Raw genomic sequence first — 24,573 nt, 5'->3', positions numbered from 1 at the left:
CATATCCAGATACACACACTTGCTCACCAGTAGAATCCCATATTATGATGGTTATAAAGTCCATATAAAAAAGGAGTATCTCTATGCCTACGCAGCGCCGTCTCGAAACTGACGCCGATTATGAGGAAGCCATGACCTTAAAACATAAAATCCGGGTATTCAAAGATAACCACCAGATTGACTCTGGAGGTATTATCATCCGATTTGATGAGAAAACCGTTGTTGTTCAGTCCAGTGTTAGTGAACTGGCCTATCACTCACGTACCGAATGTGAGTTGTTCGAAATTCGCAAGTAGTCCTATAAGTTAGATTACAGGTGGTACTTCACATATAACAACGTTATGATGATATCCCCTGAAAATAAAAAAAGGTTCCACGCAGTCAACCAACTGACCGCAGGAACCTTTTTTGTTTATTTATAATTATCGATCTAGTCTGTTCTTATCTGCTCCAAGTTATATGCCGTCTCCAAACTGCCAGCAATTCAAACTTAACGTGCCGCTGGCATACGATTGAAATAATCGCTTCGCTGTGCGAGACATATCCGCTGTGCCCATCGCGTAGAACAATGGTGCCAGATGTTCCATGCCATAGGACGGAACTGCCGTCCGCGCATGAGGAGCTTTTTTTTCATACAGAAACAATTCTCTGGTATTCCATTGCTGCAGACGCTCCCCAAGCCAGTCATCGAACTCTACGGCCCAGTCTTGTGGCTCATCATCCTGTGCCAGCATTCTCAGATTGTGAACCGTTCCACCACTACCGATGATGAGCACGTTATCATGCCTGAGCTGTTCCAGCATACGCCCAATATCATACTGCTCTTGTGGGGAACGCAGCGAGTCTACCGATACGGCAATAACCGGAATGTTGGCTTCAGGGTACATATGCAGCAGTGGCACCCATACACCATGATCCAGCCCGCGTCCTTGAACAGGTCGATGTGGCAAATTGCTACGTGAGAATAACGCACAAATCTCGCTCGCAACATCGGTCTGCCCAGCTGCAGGGTACTGTATGTTATACATCGCTGAAGCGTATCCGTAAAAATCATGCAGGGTCTGATGGGATTCATCCATCGTCACCGAAGGTTCGGGACAATCCCAGTGTGCGGTAAATACAACGATGGCCTTTGGAGCCGGCAGCCTGTCTCCAAGCTCGTTCAAAAATTGAGTGTAGTCACTGCTCTCCAACGCCAGAGTGGGAGAACCATGCGCAATGAATAGTGCGGGTAATGTCATTGCTGCCAACCTCCAGACACGGATAGGATGCTTACCTCTCTATTTTACCCCGAAGGAGGCGCTTTTCCAAGTTACTCCCCGTGACTTTTGACTTAGATCATCCAGTGTTGCCAATCCTGTTCAATCTTCTGACGCTCACCCAGCCACTCTCTTGTCCGGCTAATCAGTTGTTCCCGCTCTTTGCCTGAAGAGAAGGTGTGGTCTCCCTGGAAGATAATCTCCTTATCGCAACGCCCTTCCTGACGCATCCAGAATACCTTTTGATACAGAAATGCGTAATCGACTGGAATGATCTCATCTGACGTTCCATGAACAACTAGCACATCGCCGCCAAATTTGACAGCTTCTTGAAAAGGTTGATGTTCTGCCAGTGAATCGAAGAACTTCGGTGTGAATTTATATCCCAGGTAGTCAGCCGCACCGAGCTTCACGCCTTCATCGTATACTTCCCGTCCAGTGATTTTCACAATATCATTGAACGGATAACCTACCGATGACCACATCACGAGATTCTTAACGCGTTTATCACGAACAGCTGTTAGCAGCGCCACTGCGCCACCTAAACTATGACCAATCAACGTCACTCGGGTCGGGTCTACATCACTGCAATTCACAGCATAGTCCAGTACAGAGCGGGTTTGAGCAATCATAGACTCCAGACCCTCAGCTCCATACTCGCCACTGCTCTCCCCACAGCCGACATAATCGAAGCGCAGCACCAGATATCCATCCTCAGCCAGCTCACGCGCGGTTTTCACAAAAAGACGATCTACCCCAATCCGACTACCCACGAACCCATGGCAGATGACAGCCAGAGGAACCCGCTGTTGGTGGTTCGGTTCCTTAATGTCCTTAACCACTGGATAATGTATCGTGGCTGTTAATTCTTCTTCTCCATGGCGAATGCTGATCTGACGCTCCATGTCGATTTCCCCTTTCCATTCCCTGACTATATATGTTCATATAATAAATACTTACATTAGTCCCTCCAAGGACAGAACAACCTTCCGATCGCTGTTATCCCCAGATTTCTCGATTCCTTTTTATCGTTCATTTTAATTATATAAATCCGATAAGTTTAATGTGTATTAAAGTTGTAATAGTATATTATCATCTCAGAACCTCCACGTCAACGTGAGCACATCCCTCTTTTCGCGGCTCTTTATTGTTATTTTATCGACAAATACGCTGCTGAAATGAATGTAAGATCGTCATTTACATACCAAAGAGGCTCCAACCAAGCAACTCATTCGCCTGAGATGGAACCTCCTGTATTCACACGGATATAAATGAAGCTCATTCATCTATACTGCGTTTATTCGTAACTTGCCCGGAACATGGCATGTGTCTCCGTCTGTCCCTGCCACTTGTGCTCACGCGCAAAATTAGAGCTCTCCCAGAAGCTTCCCTCATGCTCATTTCCCTCTATGAGTTCATCTGACACCTCTGTATCCTCCGTTTGTTGCTCCAAAGGAACAACCTCCTCCATCACACCGCGAGAATTACTGTTCATCAGTAGCTTTCGCGTTAGATCATTGTTGGACTGATTCATCGTAGTCGCACTCCCATCCATAGATTTTCGTTTGGAAATGCTACTATTGTGGTGGATTCAGGCTTCCTTTATTCACAATTCACACAATCGCAATATTATGAGCCGAGAGATCAGACATGCATACGCATAGCAATAATGAACCATGGGAAAAATAACAAAAATGGCTAAAGCCCACACCTCCCTCGTGCCTTCTGGCGAAAGGATTGAATCTATGGAACAGTGTATTGAATGGATCCGTGCTCACGGCAAACTGGTGTTGTTATGCACCTGTGTTATTCTGGCCTGCATCTGGATATGGAAGAACCATGAGCAGCTATTTTATAAGGAATGACTTTGCGAAAAGACAGCCCTTCCCGTATACTAAATTACCGTTAGGGTTTCCACTTCAGTGGGGACGGAAATGGGTTTAGACAGGGGGAGCAAGCAGTGGGAATTTCCTATAAGAAGCTAAGAGAAATACAGAATCGACAAATGACCGAATTGAGTCAAATGACACCTGATAATGTGAAATTATTTAATCAGATTAGCTCCATTGCGAGAAACACAGCTGCGGATGAGAGAACACAAGAAGAGTGGATTTTATCTGCGGGAAAAGAGATCGTTCAGGCGCAAAAGGATGGGCGTTCTGCTCAGGAGTTATATGGAAGGGACCTAGAGGCGGCTGTACGCTCTGGACTTGATCTGGATGAGGAAGAAGATAGCGAAGCCTCCGAACAACCAAAGGCTCTGGAACCGAATCGCACACAGACACAGCAACAGAAACAACCACGCACACCGAAATGGTATGCGATGATTGCCTGGGCATCCGTGTCCTTCATCCTGCTGATTCAGGGCGGAGCGGGATTAATTATCGGTTGGACAGATGGCGATATAGAGCCGTTTAGTCATATTAGCCTTTTCTCAATCATCGTGGCAGCCGTAGGAGGTATTGCTCTTGTCGAGATGCTACGCCGTCTAGCTGAACGGCCAGATGATCAAGGTGCGGACAGAAATGCTGTACCGAAAATTAATTTACGCGGGATTGTTATCTACCTTGCTGTCGTTGTGCTTGTCTTGTTTGTGGGATACCCATTGCGTGACAGCTTGCCTGTGTTTAACCTCGCACCTTGGGTTAGTCTAGTGATTGGTATTGTAGGCTTGGCGTTGTTGCGTCCCCTCTTTGGACAAAAGAAGAGATGAGCCACGAATGTAAACCGGATACCGGATGGTTATTGTAATGGTAGTTCAGATAGGAAAAGGAGCCCGTTATGGCTCCTTTTTGGTTTATCTATTTTAGATCGTCACCAGTTATGAGATAAAAGGATGAATGCTGCCTTTTTAACCTTAACAGGCTAAATTGTTTACGAGGTTTATCCCACGCCTTTAGTGGTGAATGTCTTGATTAGCCTTCAACTGATTGCGCTGTTTGATTTCTTTACCGGGGTCTCCCCGAATTCACGCTTAAACATGCGGATAAAATAATTCACTTCCATGCCGATCATCTCCGCAGCTTCTTTAACACTAGATTGAGGGTGATCTTGCAGCCATTTGGACGCTTTTTGCAATCTCAGACGCTGCATGTACTGATGTCCGGTTACCCCATGCTTCTGATGAAATAAACGATTCAGATGCTGTACAGAGTAACCTACCGCTTCCGCAACATGCTTCAACAAGAGATCCTCCTGATAGTGTACATGCATCAACTCAATGGCACGAGCAAATGCCTCACTTCCCGGATCATTCTCCCGCGCTACAGCATTTACGGGGGATGAACTACCATTTAATGAAGATGCTTCTTCATGAGATACCCTGCAACGTGCGATATCGAGAATAAGCTGATATATCAAGGCAGAGTTGTTCCATCCATCTGTGCATCCTTGATCCAGTGCATTCCAAATATCGGTCATTCGTAACCAAAACTGCTCCATATCCTTCAGATTCCGAGGTTCAGAACGTGACAACCCAGCGGCATGAAGCACTGAGCCTGCGGACTCTCCTCCGATGCCAATATACCCGAGTTCCCAACCCGATTTGGAATGAGGCATGTGCTCATAAGCCACCTCAGGTTCGATCACAAACATTTGCCCAGCATTCACTGACCAATCTCCCTTACCGAGTATCTTCAATTTCCCCATGCCCGTGCGTGACAAAAACAGTTGATACACCGGAAACCCATCAGGTCTGATCTGCGGCTTCTCTTCATGTGTTCCAACGCAATACAAATACAGAGGCAACCGCGAATCCGGCAAGCCAGTCAAGCGAAATGCGAGCATTCCATCATTCCTTTCGTACATGTCCTTCTCCTGCTTATTCCTCCTATTATCCCTTTGTTTGTCTGACTCGACAACCAGCCTAAGGAACCTATTTGGCGACATAAATTTTAAATTTAAGAGTTAATGCATTTGATTACGTTCCCTTAAAATTATTAGAATTGTATTTGTATACTGTAAAATTGGAAGTACTCAAATAAAAAAATAACGCCCCCTTTCGGATTGAAAGGAAGCGTTACTTATGGCTTATGGTTATACTATTTCATACTATTTACTCGGAGCTTATAGTGTGGGGCCAGGATTAGTTTCTGTTCCCGATGTATCTCCAGCTGGTGAAGTATTCGATGCAGGTGTTTCTTGTGTTGGCTGAGCTAATTTCAACTCAACTGAATTAGATGCCCCAGAAAGAACACTTTTATATTTCGTTGTATCGTTAGTAAGGGACAAAATATACACTTTGTATGAATTCCCAACCGCAAGCGCATTGCCAGCGATATCGTTTGTAGGTAAATTTATATAAATTTTGCCTGTCGCAAGCTGATTAGCATCAATAAGTTTACCATTAGAATTTGAAATTGCTGATGAGTCATTGAGATTGTCTGTAGCTAAAGCAATGAATACTTGATATCCAGAAATCCCAGTTGTATCTGTTGGTGTACTAAATGATACTTCATAACTTGCATCGGATTCTGTACTGGTATTTTTAAAATCACTTATCGCAGCTTTATTGACATCTACAATTTGAGGAGCTTGAGCTAAAATTTCAAAGCTACTGGAAGCAGCAGACAGATTAGAAGCACGTTTATTATTATCTTCTGATACGGACAAAATGAACACTGCATATTTCTGACCAGGAGTAAGTGGTTTATCATTAATATCCCTATGTCCAGTGTTCAACCCGATTACGCTACCCGCAGCATTTTTTTGGATTGTAACATAACTCCCAATTCCCTGCGCAGAACTGATATCAAATGATCCCACTTGATTTGCAGGTACGATAAATGCTCTATATCCAGCAATTCCATCATCATTTGGCTTGTTAAAGGTTATAGAAACATCTGAAGCGTCCCCTGCTTGACCTTGCGTTTTCACCTCTACCTTAACACCAGTCACTTGAGCAACCGCAGTATTGGCTGTCAATCTAATGGTTCCTGATGGAGAAGACAGCACATTAGCAATGGAGTTGTTACTACTCACTGCCAGTACGTAGACTTTATAGTCCACACCATTAACTATTGCGTCACCATCGACTGTCTTAGAATCTCTTAAGAAGTTAACGGTTAGGTTTGATCCTGTTTTACCAACAGCTCTATAATAAGAACTACCCAGTGCATTGGCATTTCCCAGATTGAAATTACTATTCGCTCTTACTACAAAAACGCGATATTGGCTTACATTCGTCTCATCCGTCGATCTATTAAACGTGACTTGCAAATCTCTGCCGTCACCATTATCCCCAATATCTTTAGGCTGAACATTGGATGGCGCAGTCAGCGCAGTATTTTTGGTAAGTGTAATCGGCAGAGAATAACCGGACAATGAGTTCTGGCTAGAGTTCCCACTGCTGCTTACCGATAGAACAAACACACGGTAGCTTACACCTTCTCTAATGGTTGTACCCGTGGTATCCCGTAGACCAGAAGAAAGTGTGAAGGTCTGATTACCTCCTGTTTTGTTAACTTGTTGGTAGTAAGATGAAGCATTCGCTGCATTCAGTGTGAAGCTGCCTACATTACCAGAAGGAACAACGAACACGCGGTACGATGATACTCTTGATTCGTCTGTAGCTTTGGTAAATGAAACCCGTAGATCCCGGCTATCTCCAATGTCACTTACATCGGCAACTGTCAGGTTACTTACCGCGCCTGCGTTTCCGTTGTTCGTCAATCTCAGCACAGCTGAGGAAGAAGACAATATATTTGCTGCACCATTGTTACCTACAGCCAGTACATAGATCCGATAATCCTGCAGGTTCGTCACATTATAACCGCTCGTGTCCTTCATCGAAGAAGGCAGCGTTGTCGTAATGTTATTGCCTGTTTTGTTCACCGTATAATAGAAGTTAGATGATAAGTTATTGGCTGTAGTCAAGTTGAAGCTACTGGATACAGCGTTACGCACCACAAAGATACGGTAGCTCGATACCTTGGATTCATCCGATGAGCGGTTGAAGCTCACTTGAATATCGCGTCCATCTCCATAATCCGAGTTATCTTTAACCTGTGTAATGACAGGAGCTGTTGTAGCATTAACTCCCAGTGTTAATGATGCAGACGCAGCAGACAGTTTGTTATCTGTTGTTGCCGCATTGGTGCTCACGGACAGAATGTAGACAACGTAGGCTGTGCCATTTTTGATGATTTCTCCAGATGTATCACGCGTGGATGAGCTGAACTGGCTCTTCATCGTCTGTGTATTAGCCTTATAGATAATCGTAGAGTTGGCGTTACTTACTTTGTTCGCTGCAGCTAGGTTGAATGAAGAAGCATCCTTCGCTTTCACCACGAACGCACGATAATACGTAATGTTGGACGTATTGCTCGGTTGTGTGAAGTTAATCTCCAGGTCCCGTCCATCGCCGTAATCACTAATATCTGCTGCACGCAAGCTAGTCACAGATTGAACTGCTGTCTTCACTGCGGATAATTTCAACGTTTGAGAAGACCAGCTGAGTGTATTTTTATAGTTGTTGTTGTTATTGCCCACTGTAAGTACATACAAGCGATAGGTTTCATTGGAGTTCAACAGATCTCCATTCACATCTCGCGTCTGTGCGTTGAGTGTCAGCTTAGGGTTATTGCCATTTGGTGTAATGGATGTATAGTTTGCAGATGGTACGGCTGTTGCCGAAGTCTCATTGAAACCATTCACATCACGGGTTTTGACCAGCATGACACGATAGGCTGATACCGCTCTTTCCGAGGTTGGACGTGTGAAGCTTACCGTCAGATCGCGCCCATCTCCATTACTTCCTGACACAGAGCCGTAAATATTCCATGCTGAATATTGAGTATCATCCACAGGAGGTGCTTCCGTTTTCTTAATATCTACCCGCTGCATACGGGAGTTCCAGAACACTTTTTCCCCAAAAGCTTCGCTCACAAATCGAATCGGAACCATCGTATTTCCTTTAATCGTATTGGCAGGTACATCCAGCGCTACAGCTTCTCCGTTGATGTAAGCAACTTTGGACCCCAGCGTCAATGAGACTTCCTGATCGCCACGCGTTGCCTTAATTGTTTTGGTTTTGTTCGTATACTGTACTTTGGCATCCAATCCTTCAAAGATCGATCTTAGTGGAACCAGTACACGCCCGCCCTTCATTACAGGTGCCTGAGCTGAAGATATCTCTGCATCATTGATATAAATGCTAATTCTCGCAGCAGCATCCATAACTGACGTTGGTAGTGCTGACATCAACATCGCTGATACCGCTAAGGCTGACATCACCTTTTTCACTTGATTTCCTCCCGCTTTCCTCATCTTCCAATATCCCCATTCTTTTCATATAGTGAACTGCTAAATGTATTCATTTCATCACAATGAATTCCTGTAATTTCCTGTGTACATCTATGACGTTTGGACATGTGAAAATGTTTCCATCCATCCAAAATATATTTTTACAGAAATGCCCTTCCACCTTCTACCTGTCAAAGGTTAAAAATAACAGAACTTTTTGTCACTATTCCGAAACAACATCTCGATTCAAATCGTTTACTGTAAGAACAAAGGAATTATAGGATTACGATCTACTCACACTTTTCTAATCTACGGGAGGTTTACACAGATGACACCTTCGTACCCATCAGCCAAACGTAACAGACTCCGCATCATCATGACAGCAACTGCACTTGCACTACTGCTTCAATCTGGAGTGGCAGGCACAGCAGGAGTCGCAACCGCCACTGCATCCAATACCGAAAGCAAGGTAACCACCAATAGTTCTAAGGCAATCTATACAACATTTCAATCCAAGCTCAAACAAAAGAACGGCTTAATCGCTGCGGACGCCTATCTATCGAACCGAATCACACAAGTCACATCTCATCATCTAACCTTGATGGTGTTGCAATTAGAGAATGCTCGGTTAAAATCATTAACTGCCATGACAGACCGCATGCTGGTTCCGAATGTGCAGGCCAAGATAATGAAGATTTATCAATGGAATGATACTTTCACGGGATTAATGAAGCGTACTCAGGATAGCAGTCTACAGAGCCTGTTAAAAGAAGCACGCGATAGTGGCTACAAACTCGTCATGATTGAGGGTTCTCTTTATCCCATCATGAACTATTCTGCTTTCCAGAAATATAACACCAATCTAAAGCCTGACATTTCGAGCTATATGAATATAATGGCTACAGAAACCAAGAAGATCCCAGCAGAAGACGGTGGACTGCTCATCGGGTATCAGGAAATATTGCTTCGAGCAATCAATCAAGAGCGATTTCTGGAGCTATATCCAACATCAAATCGGGTGAAGCAAGTGCAAAACCTGCTTGATAGCTACACGATGTACACCTTCTACGGGTTGAATAATACACCGTTATTTGATTACGAGACGAATAAAATGATGCCGAACGCACAGAAAGGGTACACCGCTGTCATCCAGCGACTGGCGACTGTAGATAGTCCTTTTCTCGATAAGCTCGCCTCCTTCATGGATGTGGTGAGCGAAGCAAAATACGAAAAAACGACGGCTGTTGAAGCCTGGCTGGACATCAATGTTCCACTAACAGACGACTCTAGTCGCTAAATGCTGCTCCATTTGAGAAAAACTTAATAAAAACACAAAGAAACCGCGACAGGCTTTGACCTATCGCGGTTTTAATCCATTTGAATTAATTAGGGTTTAATCCAGTCTAGTTTAATGATAACTAGATTAAATTTCTGTTTCATTGTCATTCGCTCTTCAATTCATCTGACTACTATACTGGCTTAACCATATGGCTGTACTCATGACCTGCAATAACAAGCACATCATCCTTGACGTAACCCTGTCGTTCATACAGCATCAAGGCACGACCATTATCTCGCTCGACGATTAGGGATACTTGCTTATGACCAAGGGAGCGACCCTTCTCTTCAAAAGCAGCCATCAGCGCTCGCCCGATCCCCTGCCCCTGATAGGCCTCACTTACGGACAATGTATCCAGATAATACTCACCCGGACGTGTCTCTTTGACTAAAGCAAACTTCTCATCCTGGCTACGTCCAGGTCGATTCTGAATCGGCTCATCCAGCAGGTCTGCTTCGCTGCCGTCATATGCCACTAGAATCCCTGCCACGACTTCATTTTGCTCCATGACCGTCACGTTACGATAGCTGATCCGATTATCCTCTTGCACGAAGAACTGTTGCAGAATAAGCATTGCTTCTTCATGCTCGCCTTCACCTGCCAAGGCATAAGCAATGTCACCAATGGCTTGGTACAGTAACGGAATGACCTGATCCACATCCTCTTTACGTGCTGGTCGGATCACAGAACGGGACTCTCCAGTATTTATCGACATGTTGGAATCATTCATCAGATCAACATGTTGAACAGATTAAGATTTTTGTTTAGTTCCGTGTAGGCAATGCCTTTGCGATTCATCCGTTCAATCAATGGCTGGTAATCTTCCTTGTGTAACAGTTCGATTCCCACCAGTGCTGGCCCATTTTCTTTGTCATGCTTCTTCGTATATTCAAACCGCGTGATATCATCATCCGGACCAAGAACTTCTTCCAAGAATTCACGCAGAGCTCCTGCACGTTGCGGAAAATTAACCATGAAGTAATACTTCAGTCCTTCATAGATCAGGGAACGCTCTTTGATCTCTTGCATGCGGTCAATATCGTTATTGCCGCCGCTAATGACACAAACTACAGTCTTTCCTGCGATCTGCTCACGGTACTGATCCAGTGCAGCAACCGCCAGTGAGCCGGCAGGTTCAACAACAATTGCATTTTCATTGTATAGCTCCAGGATGGTTGTACAAGCCTTACCTTCCGGAACCTTCACAATATCGTCGAGCGTTCCACTACAGATATTGTAGGTCAGATCACCGACCCGTTTAACGGCTGCACCATCCACAAATTTATCAATGTCATCCAGTGTAACCACTTGTTTGCGGAACATCGCTTCACTCATCGAAGCTGCACCAAGCGGTTCAACACCGATAATGCGCGTTTCTGGACTTACTGTCTTCATATATGTTCCAACGCCAGCAGCCAGGCCGCCTCCGCCAATCGTTACGAATACATAATCGGCATTTTCATCAAGGCTCTCCATAATTTCCATCGCCACTGTTCCATTGCCTGCAATAATCTTCGGCTGGTCGAACGGATGAATGAACGTCATCCCTTGTTCATCACATGCACGCATCGCTTCAGCATATGCATCGTCATACGTGTCTCCAATCAGCACCACTTCAACATTGCTGCCTCCAAAACGACGTACCTGCTTTACCTTTTGATTCGGTGTCGTGCTCGGCATGAAGATTTTGCCGTGGATTCCAAGTGCATTACATGAGAAAGCCACACCTTGCGCATGGTTTCCTGCACTTGCACAGACAATACCTTTCTCCATCTCTGCCGGAGTAAGGCTGCGAATCATATTATAAGCGCCCCGAATTTTAAAGGAACGTACGACTTGAAGGTCTTCTCTTTTTAAATACACATTACAATTATATTTGGCCGACAATACAGCATCCCGCTGTAGAGGTGTCCGTACAATGACTTCACGCAGCACATGATGTGCGCGTACGATATCTTCCATGCCAACACCGACATGTCCGGGACTCATGGTACCCGTTGGTTCAACTGGTTTCATCTGATCTCCACACTCCACTTATATTGGCTGCAATGCTCTGGCACTGCTCTCTTTTTTTATTATTGTATCACTTTTGCTCTATTGTTGCGCCTGAGCTCACATTATTTATCATTCGTACAATTTCATCAATAATGACCTGGGGTCTGTATACATAACCAGATGACCGGATTGATCTGCGCCAATCCATCTTGCATTGGTTAGTTTACTCACAGTCTGACGATGCGCCGCAATGAGGGCAGGTCTAATCTTTCCCTCTCCCTTGCCTGCTTTAGTACCTGAGATCACGCTAACCTCAAGATCACCCAGAACTGGGGGTTGCTTCAGCAATGCTGTCATATCATCCAGAAACGGTTTGCCTTCAGCAAGCATCGTTTTGGCTGCCTGCACAGTAAAATCTTCTTGGAGATGATCCGCCACAACATCATCAGGCTGAACTTTTCCAGCCTTACTTCCGAGCAAGCGATATAAGCCCGTATGTGCCATGATGGGAATGAGGAAGCCATTCAAGGCAAAGCCTTTTTTAGCTAGGCTGGAGAAGTACAACTCGCAATGTTCATCTGATGGGTCAACGAGTACAATCCCTCCTAGTTGGGATATATTAGTAGCCGCCGCAGTCCGTACAATCGGGCCTCCCCAGCTATGTCCAACAAGAATGAACGGGCCTGACCCCAGTGCAGACAGCAGATCTCCCAGATCTTCTGCCATTCGGTTCAGACTGCGCGAAGCAGAATCGACTTCACTTCGTCCCGCCCCTGCTCTGTCATATACGACTGTGCGTGCATGCTCGGCAATTGCTGGTACAACCAAGCCCCAGGTAGATCTGGAGAGCCCCATACCGGATTCAAATACCACTGTCAGTTCGCCTGATCCCTTGGACATATAATGCAGCTTCCGTCCATCACGGGTCTGAATATAAGCACTTGAACCAAATGTATGTAAGCTAGGACGTTGATCCATATTTCCCTCCTGTTTATCTTCGTAGTCTATCTGTACCGAATCTAATTGAAAATGATTATCAGTTAATTATAAAATATTCTTCACTTTACGACAAGCATAGTACATCTCTCTTCGCCTATCTACATGATCTAGCTCTCTACTATAAAAAGAAAGAAAACCCGATCCATCATTGGATCGGGTTCGAACTTATAATATATCCACTCATCCGTGGGTATTATGCTGCCACAACAACGATTATGCGCGAATGCCATGATCCTTGTTGTTCAGCTTCTCCAACAACTCGTTCATGTTCTCTTCGCTCATAGCCCCGCCACTAAAGGCAACGAGAGCACGTAGCGGCATATATTTCATCATGGCATCCATCATATCTGCATGGTCTCCAGCATCATCGCCACCAAAGCCACTTACTTCCTGGAATTGCTTCAACGCCTGCTCCAGCAGCTTCTTATTGGCAGGGTCGCGCTGAATATCACCAAGTGTACTATTACGTGTATACGTTGGGATAAAGGTCGCCGTGGATTCTACAGTCACTCGTGTTTGTAAATGAATGTCCCGTGAAGAACTTCCCACCTGAATCTCGAATTCTCCCGTCTCTACATGCCAATCCTTCATATCCACATTATAATAAGCAAACGAACGCTTATCCAAGGTGAAGCCAATGACCTCCGATTGACCTGGTTCCAGATGGATTTTAGTGAATGCCTTCAACTCCTTAGCTGGACGAATAACCGTGCTCTCTACATCATGGATGTAGAGCTGTACGATTTCTTTACCAGCTCTGTCCCCCGTGTTGGTTACACGAACACTTACCTGAACCTCATCCTGATCCGTCAGTTCTGTGCGATTTACCGTGAGATCAGCATATTCAAACGTTGTATAACTCAGACCGTATCCGAATGGGAATAAGGGATCAATCTGTTTCGTGTCATAATATCGATATCCCACAAAAATCCCTTCGCGGTAATCGACCCGATCACCTTCACCCGGAAAATTAAGATAAGACGGATTATGACTGAGCTGCGCAGGGAAGGTCTCTGCCAGTTTACCCGATGGGTTCACCTCACCGTACAATAGATCAGCAATGGCACCACCAACAGCTTGACCACCCAGATATGCTTCAAGCACAGCTTGCACCTTCGGCAACCACGGCATTTCCACAGGCGACCCGTTGCTTAGAACGACAATGACACGTGGTTGTACCTTAGCCACCTCTTCGATTAGACGGATATGGTTGTCAGGCAAGCGCAGATGTGAACGATCATATCCTTCTGATTCATAGCGGTCTGGCAGTCCTACGAACACAATTGCTGTATCCGCCGCCTGAGCTGTCTGGATCGCATCAGCCATCAATGACTCATCCACATCATCTGCTTCAATTCGGTACCCTGGTGCGTAGGTGAGCCTCACTTCTTCACCCGCCACACGGGTCATCTCATCCACAATATCATCCACTTGGGTTGGATTAATATGAGAGCTGCCACCGCCCTGAAAGCGTGGTTTACGTGCAAAGGCACCGATAAGCGCAACAGAACCTTCACGTTGGAGTGGTAAGATGCTCTCCTCATTTTTGAGTAAAACCATACTCTCCGAAGCTACCTTGCGCGCAAGCTGATGGTGTTCATCTTTGTCATATGTTGCATTTTCCTTCTTATGATCAACCGCTTTGAAGATCAATGTGAGCAATCGCTCCACGGCTCGATCCAGTTTCTCCAGAGACAGTTCACCTTTCTCTACAGCATCAATGACCTTGCGTTCGCCAATTCCGCCGCTTGCTGGCATCTCCAGTTCCATTCCTGCCGCCAATGCATCCGCACGTTCATTCACAGCACCCCAGTCTGACACAACAATGCCTTCATGACCCCATTCGTCTTTGAGAATATCCGTAAGCAGCCATTCGTTCTCACCCGCATAGGTTCCATTGACCTTGTTATAAGAGTTCATCACCGTCCACGGCTGAGCATCCTTCACCGCACCCTCGAAGCTCGCAAGATAAATCTCACGTAACGTTCGTTCATCAACAACAGCATTAATCGACATACGTCGCTCTTCCTGATTGTTCACAGCAAAATGTTTCAACGATGTACCTACACCCTGACTCTGTACTCCTTTAATATGACCCGCGGCCATACGTGTGGACAACAAGGGATCCTCGGAAAAATATTCGAAGTTACGCCCACCCAACGGTGAACGTTTAATGTTAACACCTGGGCCAAGCAGCACCGCTACGTCCTCCGCCTGACACTCTTCCCCAAGCGCAACCCCGACCTGACGCGCTAGCTCGGTGTCCCATGAACTTGCCAGCCCTGCAGCAGATGGAAAACACGTTGCAGGTACACTCGCCAACAGACCCAGATGATCAGCACTGGAATCCTGCTTACGTAACCCGTGGGGACCGTCCGTTACCATGATGGACGGGATACCGAGACGCTCCACCCCTTTTAGATGCCAGAAATCGAGACCTGAGCACATGCCCGCTTTTTCTTCCAAAGTCATCCGCTGAACCAATTCTTTGATGTTTCGTTCCACAATAACCCCTCCAGTTCATGATCTGTTCTATTAGATAAAGGATACATCCTTTCGTTATGCACTTTCAAATGTTTACCCCATTCGCAACGTTTACATAACGGTTATCTCTAATTTAATTATTTAGGTCTTTATAACTATATAACTATAAACACATTACTTTAAGACTATAAAAAATGTTGTCACACCATATCTGAAGTAATATAATTACTATCAGATCATATATTTACTTTAGGAGGAAAAAAATGTGAAGAAGAAATTAATTATTGCTCTATCAAGCTTTACCCTTCTAGGAGGAATGGCTATTGGGGCTGGGGCCGCACCAATCTTGGAGAAAATTACAGCCAATCTGAATTGGGGTATCAACTATACCATTTCAGGTAAATCATGGAGCCCAGTAGATCAGAATGGTAAGAAATTAGCTGCAATTACATATAACAATACGACATATCTGCCTGTTCGATCCGTAGGCGAAGCTCTTGGGGTGGCTGTAGATTATAACGGAACTAGTCAGACTCTCATGCTTGGTGAGAAATTAGATTCGACGCCAATTACCTCCGAGAAGATTGAGCCAGGTATCACCTCTTATATCACAAAAGATAAACAATTTACAGTTCAACAAGGCAAAGATTATATTTCAGGAGTAGTTTTGAAAGAGATTAATACTGCTGATAAAGACTTCACGATCTATACTGAAGGAAAATATCAAACACTTGAAGTTTCCGTATTTCCCGTAGATGTAAAAGCAGATATCAGTGTTAGAATTTTAGATGGAGATGTACTACTCAAGGAAATTATTATTGGTACCTCAGATAAACTCCAAACAGCTTCTTTTGATATTGGAGCAGCCAAAAAGCTAACTGTAGAAGCGGATACGTTAAAAGTCACTGGTACGGATAGTTCCATTTTTGTTACCGGAAATTTAAATTAATTACAAAATATAATAAAGTTCTAATACGAAAAAACAACGTCACGATAAGTAACGTTGTTTTTTCGTATTTCTTCTAGGTTGTGCCTTACAACTCCGAAAGGAGCAGATTTTGCCGAAATTACGTTCAGGCTCATACCTGAGACGCAAACCATGCTGCCGCAGCTTCTGCCTCGGTACGTGTAAGCTGATGTCCCTGACGCTCCCAGTGCATGTGCACGGTAGCCCCAGCTTCGCTTAGCAAGCTCGCCAGCTCTTCGGTTTCCCGTTTAGGCACGATGGGATCATTCTCTCCTGCTCCAATGTATACAGGCAAGCCTTTCAGAGTAGGCAGCTCAAGTCCACGTAGTGGCACCATAGGATGATGTAGAATGGCTCCTTTGAACACATCTGCCTGATGGAAGATTAGGCTTGCAGCAATATTGGCTCCATTCGAGTAACCAAGGGCAATGACATTAGAGCGGTCAAAGCCATACTCCACAGCAGCTGCATCAATAAACGCGCCAAGCTCTGCCGTCCGTGCGATCAGATCTGGTTCATCAAATACACCTTCTGCTAAACGGCGGAAGAAGCGAGGCATACCGTTTTCAGATACATTTCCACGTACTCCCAGAATACCAGCTCCAGGTGCGATCATCTCAGCCAGACCAATCAGATCATTTTCCGTGCCTCCTGTACCGTGAAGCAAGAGCAATGTCGGTGCATCAGGCTGTGAGCCTGCTTTATAGATATGTTTCATTGTATGTGTCATGATTTTGCATCTCCTTTCCATTCCCGTACTTGAATTGGTGGCAACATCTGTTCAATCTGTTCACGTTGTGGTTCGTACCATTCAGGCAACATTAATTTCTCGCCCATGCTCTCCTGTGGTTCGTCCCGTGCAAATCCTGGAGGATCAGTAGCAAGCTCCAACAGTATACCTCCCGGCTCTCTGAAATACACGGCGTTGAAATATTGACGGTCAATGATCGGTGTTGGATAATAGCCTGCTTGCTCCAGATCTTTCTGTACTTGTTCATGCTCGGTGTAGTCTTTGGCACGCCAAGCAATATGATGTACCGTTCCGGCTCCACCAATGCCCCGCTGGATGCCTGTCGATTGAATGTCAATGAGTTGACCAATGTCCCCTGTGGCACGTAGACGGATGATTCCATCCTCTTCTCCTACTTGCTCCAGACCAAGCATCGTTTCCAGCACATGAATCGTTTTTTCAGGTACATGGCTGAATAATACAGCGCCCCCAAACCCTTTGATCGCGTGCTCTGGTGTAACACCATTAAATGTCCACTGGCTAGGCTGACCTTCTTCACGTTCAACCAGTTCAAGCAGCAGACCACCTTTATCGAAGAAACGAATGTACTGCTCGCCAAACCGTGTTTTATTTTCAAAAGGAATATCAAATGAAGCAAGGCGTTCTTTCCAGAAAGGCAAGCTGCCTACCGGAATTGCGTAGACCGTTACCCCCGTTTGACCTGAACCGATCACGCCTCTTCTTGCATTTTGCTGTGGGAAGAACGTGATAATTGTTCCAGGCGCTCCGCCTTCATTCCCGTAATACAGATGATACACATCTGGTGCATCGAAGTTAATTGTTTTTTTCACCAATCTCAAAGCCAGTACACCGGCGTAAAAATCAACATTTTTCTGTGCATCGTCTACAAAAGCGGTAACATGGTGAATTCCTGAAGTTCTGAACATAACATCCACTCCCTTAATTTTAGTTGGTTGAGCATTTAATTTTGAAGTTGTTATTTATTCTCGTTGTTTTTTATCTTTAATTTAAGATTCTTTAAATTTATATTAATTCATCCCCATTCAAATTGCAAGCATTTATTTTAAATTTAAGATTTATTGCTTTATATATCTATCCTTCGGGCTAGTTGTCCATCTTCTTCAATATAATTTATCCAAAATAAAAAGACAGATTCCCGATTCAATCGGAAATCTGCCTTAGCTTACCCTATTTCTTCATTACGGGATAACCCGTTCTAAAAAGTTAAATCTTGAATTTCGGTTATACCAATTTCAGTCTTTTCGGTGGATTCACGAGATCCTTGTGTTCATATTCGTCTTTGATATCGCCAACGATTTCTTCCAGAATGTCCTCCATCGTGACCATACCGACCGTTTCGCCTTGCTCATTATGCACGGCAGCAATATGAACGCGACTCTGTTGCATCTGAATAAGAACATCCTTAATCGGGGATTTCTCAGAGAATTTAGGCATGTCATGAACAAAGGTGTTCATGTTGAACTCTCGCCCTGCTGCCACACTTGTCAGCATCTCTTTGGTATTAATGAATCCGATAAAATGAGATTGATCTCCACCTGCGACAACAGGATAACGTGTATATTCATGCTGGTTCAGAACTTCAATCATGCGATCAATAGGCATTTCCTTTTCCAGCGTAACGATTTTTTCTCTACGAATCATAATCTCTTGTAGGAGACGTTCATCAAAAGCAAAGATATTTTTCAGATAGTCGAGCTCAGTCTGATTAATCTCTCCGCTCTCATAACTCTGAGCCACGATGAGCTTCAACTCCTCCTCGGAGTGAACAGTATCGTGCCCTGCTGGTTTAACTCCAAAGATACCAAGCAGAAGACGAGCAGCACCATTAAGTGCGTAGATGAACGGGTTCATGATCTTACCGAACCAGTACAAAGGTGGTGCTAACAACAGAGTCATGCGCTCAGCAAATTGAATCGCAAGCGTCTTAGGTGCCAACTCACCAATAACTACGTGCAAGAACGTAATGATGGCAAGCGCAATACCATAAGATAACACAGTAGATAAAGCCGCTGGTACTTCTAAGCGGTCAAACAACGGATGCAACATTTTCTCTACGGTAGGTTCACCTAATGCCCCTAACACGAGAGCTGTAATCGTAATCCCCAACTGACAGGCAGAGAGGTAGTAATCCAGATCGTGTGCAACCTTCTTAGCAAGTACTGCTTTCTTATTTCCCTCAGAGATCAATTGATCTATTCGAGACATTCGGACTTTAAGAATTGCAAATTCGGCTCCTACGAAGAATGCAGTTAGTCCGATAAATACCGCGACCAAAAATAAATTCAAGGCTATTATTCCGTCCAATGATTTCCCTCAGATGAGGGATTCACCTCCAAGTAAATTATATTTCATGTGTTGAACTCCATCATTCAAGCATTCACTTCACTTTAAAATGGCCTTAATCAGATACACTGCTGGTCGGAACCTCAACTTCTGCCCCGTTAGTACGCTCCAGTAGTACCTGCTTGATCTGATAATTATCGGTTTCAACGACCGTCCAGACATAGTCACCGTGCTCAACGGTATCTCCGTTGTCAACGCGAACTCCCTTTTGGAACTGAATCCAGCCTGCAACGGTATCCATCTCTTCATTACCATCAAAATTCAAGCCAAACTGTCTCTCCAGTTCGTCTAATAGGACACGACCGTTAATGAGGTACTGGTTCTCACCCGTCTCTTGGATATCTGCGACTTCATCGGCATCGAATTCGTCACGAATTTCACCAACGAGCTCCTCTAGAATATCCTCCATCGTCAGGATTCCCGATGTCCCCCATATTCATCCACGACTACAGCCATATGCACTCGTTCTTGCTGCATCTTGATCATCGCATCCTGAATACGGGTAATTTCCGAAACGAAAGGAATTTCACGAACAAAATGCGAGAGTTGATATTCCCTGCGAGTAACCATGTCAGGCAAAATCTTCTTCACGTTGACCATACCAACAATACGGTCTTTATCGCCCTCTTCGACGACAGGATAACGCGAGTAGTTGTGTTCATCTAGAATCGGAATGATCTCATCGTAGACCATCTCCTGATCCAGTGTAACCAATTCTGTTCTCGGTACCATAATATCTTTAGCTACGCGCTCATCGAACACAAAGACATTTTCCATATAAGAAAGCTTAGTTCGATTCGTCTCGTCGCCCTCATAGCTCTGACTCATAATTATCTTGATCTCATCTTCCGAATAAGCCTGTTCGTGACCCGCTGGCTTCACGCCGAATCCGCGAAGGATCACACGAGATGTACCGTTTAGCGCCCAGATGAAAGGATACATAATCTTACCGAACCAATACAGCGGTGGTGAGAGCAGCAACGTCAATCTTTCCGAAAATTGAATTGCGAGTGTTTTGGGTGCCATTTCACCAACCACGACGTGAAGGAATGTGACTAAAATAAAGGCGATTGCATATGAGGCAACCGACGATACGGCAGGCGATACGCTCAGATATTCGAATACCGGATATAATAGTCTCTCCACAGTAGGTTTACCCAAGGCACCAAGTCCCAGAGCCGTAACGGTAATACCAAGCTGACAGGCCGATAGATAATAATCCAAATCGGATACGACTTTTTTCGCAAGAACAGCCTTCTTATTTCCTTCCAAGATCAGTTGATCTACTCGTGACGTACGAATCTTAACAACTGCGAACTCGGATGCAACGAAGAATGCGGTTAATACAATCAAGATAACTAGTAATGCTAAATTAATAATGGTAATTATGTCCAATGATTTCCCCGATTCTCAGGGATTCACCTCCAGAAATAGTTACAGCGTTATCCATTAACCTTGTTAATTCCATAACGGCTGATCGTTGTGAACATTGTTTACTTCCAACTCAACTTGAAGCGTAAAACGTATATAAAATCGATAAATGATGAACTTACATAGGTCAACCTTGGCTTTGTAAGTTGTTAAAACAGGAACTAAGGATGCAGCAATCATGCTAGAAACCTTCTCAATCCAAACAGGGTTACCCCTCATGCTGTTAACTGTTTCCCCGATTTACTCCACCTTAATTCTCCATTTGGACAGTTTACAATATCGCCTTCCCAATAGATATCCACCTCCCTTCTTGTTCATTCCTGTTTCAGAAAAGTATACCACGTTCCGCTCCCAACCATCCAGTTGCACGTTATGGTTTGGAGTACTTAGCCATATGTATTGTTCACAGAATAGTCTATATGTATGAAGATCCATCCATCTAATTGTTTATTTATACAATTACTACCCTACGTATTTATTCCCTAAACACCATCTATTTGTACTAATTAAGTCGCGTGAATGAATATTCATTCGTGCACTTCTGGGATATAACTAAAACTTCTCTGCGAATTCATATAATCAGTATACGCAACAAAAGGCTCGCAGGATGCATACACTTTGCTATCAGCGTATTTCCCACGAGCCTTTAATATTCCTTGTTCTATTAGGTTCTATTAGACTAATGCTTTGGCTGCTATATCCGACCGTTGATGTTTACCCTCAAAACGAATAAGCTCCGCTTGCGCGTATGCTTGTTCTCTCGCTTCGCTAATGTCTTCACCCAGACCAACAACACCCAAGATTCGTCCACCATTCGTTACCCATTCACCTGATTCATTACGTGCTGTGCCCGCATGGAACACAATAGCATCCTTGGCTTCGTCCAGTCCTTCAATGCGTACACCTTTGGCATATGGACCTGGATAACCACCTGAAGCGAGAACGACACATACAGCGGCTTCATCGCTCCAATCAATCTCGATTTCAGCAAGCTTGCCATGAACCGTTGCCCAGAAAATGTCGAACAAATCTGATTTCAGACGAGGCAACACAACCTGTGTCTCTGGATCACCAAAACGAGCATTGAACTCAATCGTTTTAGGTTTACCGTCAGGAGAGATCATCAGCCCAGCAAACAGAACACCTTGGAATGGACGTCCTTCAGATACCATCGCTTTCGCGGTTGGTTTGATAATGGTCTCGACCGCTTCTTCAATAATAGAAGGATCAATGTGTGGCAATGGTGAGTATGTACCCATGCCCCCGTATTTGGACCCTGATCGTTATCGAATACAGGCTTATGATCCTGAGCAGCAGCCATTGGACGAACCGTCTCACCATCAACAAAGGCGAGGATGGACATTTCCTGGCCGGCAAGGAATTCTTCAATAATGACCTTGGCACCAGCTTCTCCAAATACCTTGTCCACCATAATGCTGCGCAGAGCCTGATCTGCTTCTTCCCGTGAATAAGCTACAGTTACCCCTTTACCTGCCGCAAGTCCATCCGCTTTGATCACCACAGGAATGGATTGTGCATTCAGATAAGCTTGTGCTTGTTCATAATTATCGAACTTCTCGTAGGCTGCAGTTGGAATGTTGTATTTATGAAGCAGATCCTTCATAAATGTTTTGCTACCCTCAATCTCGGCAGCATTCCGACGTGGGCCAAACACTGGAATACGTGTGTCATCAAATGCATCAACAATACCATCTGCCAGTGGGTCATCTGGTCCAATGACAACCAGACCAACCTTTAGCTCGACAGCCAGCGCGGTTAGTTTATCGAATTCATGCACCCCGATTGGGTGACATTCGGCTAGCTGTGCAATACCTGCATTTCCCGGAGCACAGTGAATTTTATCTACCTTTGGGCTCTTCGCCAATGCCCAGATGATCGCATGCTCACGGCCGCCGCCGCCAACTACCAGAATATCCATCACTTCGTTTCCCCCTCATGAATGATGTTCGTTAATATAAATAATTCAATTCTTCTCCCAAAACGAGGATGAACAAGCGGATTCGCTTGTTCATCGTTGTTGGTATTACCGTTTAATCTTAGTGTTTGAAGTGACGAACGCCTGTGAATACCATAGCAATGCCATACTCGTTTGCTACTTTGATCGACTCTTCGTCCTTAATCGAACCACCAGGTTGAATCACGGCCGTAATGCCTGCTTTGGCAGCCAATTCAAGCGTATCTCCCATTGGGAAGAAAGCATCGGATGCCAAGATTGCTCCCTTAGCTTGCTCTCCAGCCTGCTCAATCGCAATTTTGGCTGCACCAACACGATTCATCTGTCCAGCGCCAACACCTACAGTCATGTCATTTGCTGCGAGTACAATCGCGTTGGACTTCACATGTTTAACCACTTTCCAGCCAAACAGCAGTTGTTTCAGCTCTTCTTCGGAAGGTGCACGATCTGTCACCACGTTCAATTCACTAGCTTCAATGGAGTGTACATCCGATTGTTGTACAATCATACCGCCATCGATGGATGTCACCACGAATTGGCTCTCACGATTGCGAGCTGCACTCAATTCACCCGTTTTGAGCAAACGAATGTTTTTCTTCTTCGTCAAGATCTCAAGCGCCTCTTGTGTGAAATCAGGAGCCAGGACGATCTCAAGGAAAATCTCACTCAATTTAGCCGCGGTATCACTATCGATAATGCGGTTAGCTGCAACAATTCCGCCAAAAATCGAGGTTGGATCTGCTGCATATGCTTTGCTATAAGCTTCATAGATGCTCTCGCCGACACCTACACCGCAAGGATTCATATGTTTTACTGCCACTACAGCAGGCTCTTCGAATTCTTTTACGATCTGCAATGCTGCGTTGGCATCATTGATGTTGTTGTAGGACAATTCTTTACCATGCAATTGCTCCGCTGTCGTTAATGTATCCTGAGCAGCGAGCGGTTTGCGGTAGAATGCCGCCTGTTGATGTGGATTTTCGCCATAACGCAAATCCTGGAGCTTTTCGTAAGTAACAGTCAAACGCTCTGGCAGTGGATCACCATTCACATTAGACAAGTAATCAGAGATAAGTGCATCATAAGCCGCCGTATGACGGAAAACTTTTGCCGCAAGCCGTTTGCGTGTTTCCAGCGTAGTATCACCACTGTTACGTACTTCCTCCAGCACTTGGCTGTAGTCAGCAGCATCTACAACAACACTGACAAAAGCATGGTTTTTAGCTGCCGAGCGGAGCATGGTTGGACCACCAATGTCGATGTTCTCGATGGCATCTTCATACGCCACATCCGGTTTTGCAATCGTCTCCTGGAATGGATACAGATTAACAACAACCAAATCGATGTAGCCTAAGCCGAGTTCTTCCATCTGACGTGTATGCTCTTCGTTGTCACGAACAGCAAGCAATCCACTATGAACTGCAGGATGCAATGTTTTGACACGTCCGTCCATAATTTCCGGGAATCCAGTTACATCCGAGATTCCGATAACAGGTACGCCTTCCTTCGACAATAGGCTGCTTGTGCCCCCTGTCGAAATAATCTCTACACCCATTTGCGACAGCTCGCGGCAAAAGTCCACGATGCCTGTTTTATCTGATACGCTGACCAGCGCTCTTTTGATACTCACAATATGCTCCTCCTTTAATGTCCCATAGCTTCGCGTTTCATGACGAAACACAGCCGATTTATTTCCCGAGAAATATCACAAAATGCGTACCAATATTCGACTTCTGTTATATATGTTGAACCATGGTGTTTACACGG

Annotated in this window: 17 protein-coding genes and 2 pseudogenes; 4 read left to right on the top strand and 15 right to left on the bottom strand. The window is 44.8% G+C overall.

Going from position 1 to position 24,573, the window contains the following annotated elements; genetic code table 11:
• Positions 1-83 precede the first annotated feature (83 nt).
• The gene (locus tag DMB88_RS03940) at positions 84-296 is read left to right on the top strand and encodes a hypothetical protein (protein ID WP_128100289.1); all 213 of its coding nucleotides are present in this window, start codon (positions 84-86) and stop codon (positions 294-296) included.
• A 159-nt stretch (positions 297-455) separates the two neighbouring features.
• On the opposite strand, the gene DMB88_RS03935 is transcribed toward DMB88_RS03940, so the two are convergent.
• The 3 genes from DMB88_RS03935 to DMB88_RS03925 all read right to left on the bottom strand — a co-directional run bounded on the left by DMB88_RS03935 (position 456) and on the right by DMB88_RS03925 (position 2,793).
• Positions 456-1,241, bottom strand: coding sequence for a DODA-type extradiol aromatic ring-opening family dioxygenase (locus DMB88_RS03935; protein ID WP_128100288.1), 786 nt, complete (start codon positions 1,239-1,241; stop codon positions 456-458).
• Between the two features lie 92 nt (positions 1,242-1,333).
• Complete coding sequence (locus tag DMB88_RS03930) at positions 1,334-2,164, bottom strand: alpha/beta hydrolase (protein ID WP_128100287.1); 831 nt, start codon at positions 2,162-2,164, stop codon at positions 1,334-1,336.
• A gap of 392 nt (positions 2,165-2,556) precedes the next feature.
• On the bottom strand, positions 2,557-2,793 hold the full coding sequence (locus DMB88_RS03925; RefSeq protein ID WP_128100286.1) for a hypothetical protein: 237 nt from the start codon (positions 2,791-2,793) through the stop codon (positions 2,557-2,559).
• Between the two features lie 426 nt (positions 2,794-3,219).
• Here DMB88_RS03925 and DMB88_RS03920 point away from each other — a divergent pair, with 426 nt between their 5' ends.
• Positions 3,220-3,972 (top strand): DUF1129 family protein, encoded by a 753-nt coding sequence (locus DMB88_RS03920; protein WP_128100285.1) that lies wholly within the window; start codon positions 3,220-3,222, stop codon positions 3,970-3,972.
• 209 nt (positions 3,973-4,181) lie between these two features.
• Here DMB88_RS03920 and DMB88_RS03915 read toward each other — a convergent pair whose 3' ends face one another.
• Together DMB88_RS03915 and DMB88_RS03910 are read right to left on the bottom strand one after the other, a co-directional pair.
• Complete coding sequence (locus DMB88_RS03915) at positions 4,182-5,066, bottom strand: AraC family transcriptional regulator (protein WP_164848606.1); 885 nt, start codon at positions 5,064-5,066, stop codon at positions 4,182-4,184.
• 258 nt (positions 5,067-5,324) lie between these two features.
• Positions 5,325-8,501: a copper amine oxidase N-terminal domain-containing protein gene (locus DMB88_RS03910; RefSeq protein ID WP_164848605.1), complete on the bottom strand. Its 3,177-nt coding sequence runs from the start codon at positions 8,499-8,501 to the stop codon at positions 5,325-5,327.
• 328 nt (positions 8,502-8,829) lie between these two features.
• Here DMB88_RS03910 and DMB88_RS03905 point away from each other — a divergent pair, with 328 nt between their 5' ends.
• A complete protein-coding gene (locus tag DMB88_RS03905) occupies positions 8,830-9,798 on the top strand; it encodes a hypothetical protein (RefSeq protein WP_128100282.1) in 969 nt (322 codons plus the stop codon).
• A 172-nt stretch (positions 9,799-9,970) separates the two neighbouring features.
• On the opposite strand, the gene DMB88_RS03900 is transcribed toward DMB88_RS03905, so the two are convergent.
• From DMB88_RS03900 to DMB88_RS03885, 4 genes are all read right to left on the bottom strand, one after another.
• Entirely contained in the window at positions 9,971-10,525 is a 555-nt protein-coding gene (locus DMB88_RS03900; RefSeq protein WP_254438436.1) for a GNAT family N-acetyltransferase, read from the bottom strand.
• A gap of 44 nt (positions 10,526-10,569) precedes the next feature.
• Entirely contained in the window at positions 10,570-11,856 is a 1,287-nt protein-coding gene (ilvA, locus tag DMB88_RS03895) for a threonine ammonia-lyase IlvA (protein WP_174715267.1), read from the bottom strand.
• A gap of 108 nt (positions 11,857-11,964) precedes the next feature.
• On the bottom strand, positions 11,965-12,813 hold the full coding sequence (locus tag DMB88_RS03890; protein WP_254438435.1) for an alpha/beta fold hydrolase: 849 nt from the start codon (positions 12,811-12,813) through the stop codon (positions 11,965-11,967).
• Positions 12,814-13,047: 234 nt separating this feature from the next.
• A complete protein-coding gene (locus tag DMB88_RS03885; RefSeq protein WP_128100280.1) occupies positions 13,048-15,339 on the bottom strand; it encodes a beta-glucosidase family protein in 2,292 nt (763 codons plus the stop codon).
• 244 nt (positions 15,340-15,583) lie between these two features.
• Here DMB88_RS03885 and DMB88_RS03880 point away from each other — a divergent pair, with 244 nt between their 5' ends.
• The gene (locus tag DMB88_RS03880; RefSeq protein WP_128100279.1) at positions 15,584-16,267 is read left to right on the top strand and encodes a stalk domain-containing protein; all 684 of its coding nucleotides are present in this window, start codon (positions 15,584-15,586) and stop codon (positions 16,265-16,267) included.
• 130 nt (positions 16,268-16,397) lie between these two features.
• Here DMB88_RS03880 and DMB88_RS03875 read toward each other — a convergent pair whose 3' ends face one another.
• The 6 genes and pseudogenes from DMB88_RS03875 to purH all read right to left on the bottom strand — a co-directional run bounded on the left by DMB88_RS03875 (position 16,398) and on the right by purH (position 24,436).
• Positions 16,398-17,003: an alpha/beta hydrolase gene (locus DMB88_RS03875; protein ID WP_128104296.1), complete on the bottom strand. Its 606-nt coding sequence runs from the start codon at positions 17,001-17,003 to the stop codon at positions 16,398-16,400.
• Positions 17,004-17,011: 8 nt separating this feature from the next.
• Positions 17,012-17,962, bottom strand: coding sequence for a ring-cleaving dioxygenase (locus tag DMB88_RS03870; RefSeq protein WP_128100278.1), 951 nt, complete (start codon positions 17,960-17,962; stop codon positions 17,012-17,014).
• Positions 17,963-18,278: 316 nt separating this feature from the next.
• The gene (locus DMB88_RS03865) at positions 18,279-19,361 is read right to left on the bottom strand and encodes a hemolysin family protein (RefSeq protein WP_128100277.1); all 1,083 of its coding nucleotides are present in this window, start codon (positions 19,359-19,361) and stop codon (positions 18,279-18,281) included.
• A gap of 94 nt (positions 19,362-19,455) precedes the next feature.
• A pseudogene (locus DMB88_RS03860) lies at positions 19,456-20,795 on the bottom strand (hemolysin family protein).
• A 710-nt stretch (positions 20,796-21,505) separates the two neighbouring features.
• Positions 21,506-22,770: pseudogene (purD, locus tag DMB88_RS03855) on the bottom strand (phosphoribosylamine--glycine ligase).
• A gap of 118 nt (positions 22,771-22,888) precedes the next feature.
• On the bottom strand, positions 22,889-24,436 hold the full coding sequence (gene purH / locus DMB88_RS03850; RefSeq protein ID WP_128100276.1) for a bifunctional phosphoribosylaminoimidazolecarboxamide formyltransferase/IMP cyclohydrolase: 1,548 nt from the start codon (positions 24,434-24,436) through the stop codon (positions 22,889-22,891).
• Positions 24,437-24,573 lie beyond the last annotated feature (137 nt).

Source organism: Paenibacillus sp. DCT19 (assembly GCF_003268635.1).
Lineage (GTDB): Bacteria > Bacillota > Bacilli > Paenibacillales > Paenibacillaceae > Paenibacillus.
This window is presented reverse-complemented; position numbering and strand designations above follow the sequence as displayed.

Coding starts and splice junctions, on each gene's coding strand:
- DMB88_RS03940 (WP_128100289.1), top strand. CDS start 84: ATGCCTACGCAGCGCCGTCTCGAAACTGACGCCGATTATGAGGAAGCC.
- DMB88_RS03935 (WP_128100288.1), bottom strand. CDS start 1,241: ATGACATTACCCGCACTATTCATTGCGCATGGTTCTCCCACTCTGGCG.
- DMB88_RS03930 (WP_128100287.1), bottom strand. CDS start 2,164: ATGGAGCGTCAGATCAGCATTCGCCATGGAGAAGAAGAATTAACAGCC.
- DMB88_RS03925 (WP_128100286.1), bottom strand. CDS start 2,793: ATGAATCAGTCCAACAATGATCTAACGCGAAAGCTACTGATGAACAGT.
- DMB88_RS03915 (WP_164848606.1), bottom strand. CDS start 5,066: ATGTACGAAAGGAATGATGGAATGCTCGCATTTCGCTTGACTGGCTTG.
- DMB88_RS03905 (WP_128100282.1), top strand. CDS start 8,830: ATGACACCTTCGTACCCATCAGCCAAACGTAACAGACTCCGCATCATC.
- ilvA (WP_174715267.1), bottom strand. CDS start 11,856: ATGAAACCAGTTGAACCAACGGGTACCATGAGTCCCGGACATGTCGGT.
- DMB88_RS03890 (WP_254438435.1), bottom strand. CDS start 12,813: ATGGATCAACGTCCTAGCTTACATACATTTGGTTCAAGTGCTTATATT.
- DMB88_RS03875 (WP_128104296.1), bottom strand. CDS start 17,003: ATGAAACATATCTATAAAGCAGGCTCACAGCCTGATGCACCGACATTG.
- DMB88_RS03870 (WP_128100278.1), bottom strand. CDS start 17,962: ATGTTCAGAACTTCAGGAATTCACCATGTTACCGCTTTTGTAGACGAT.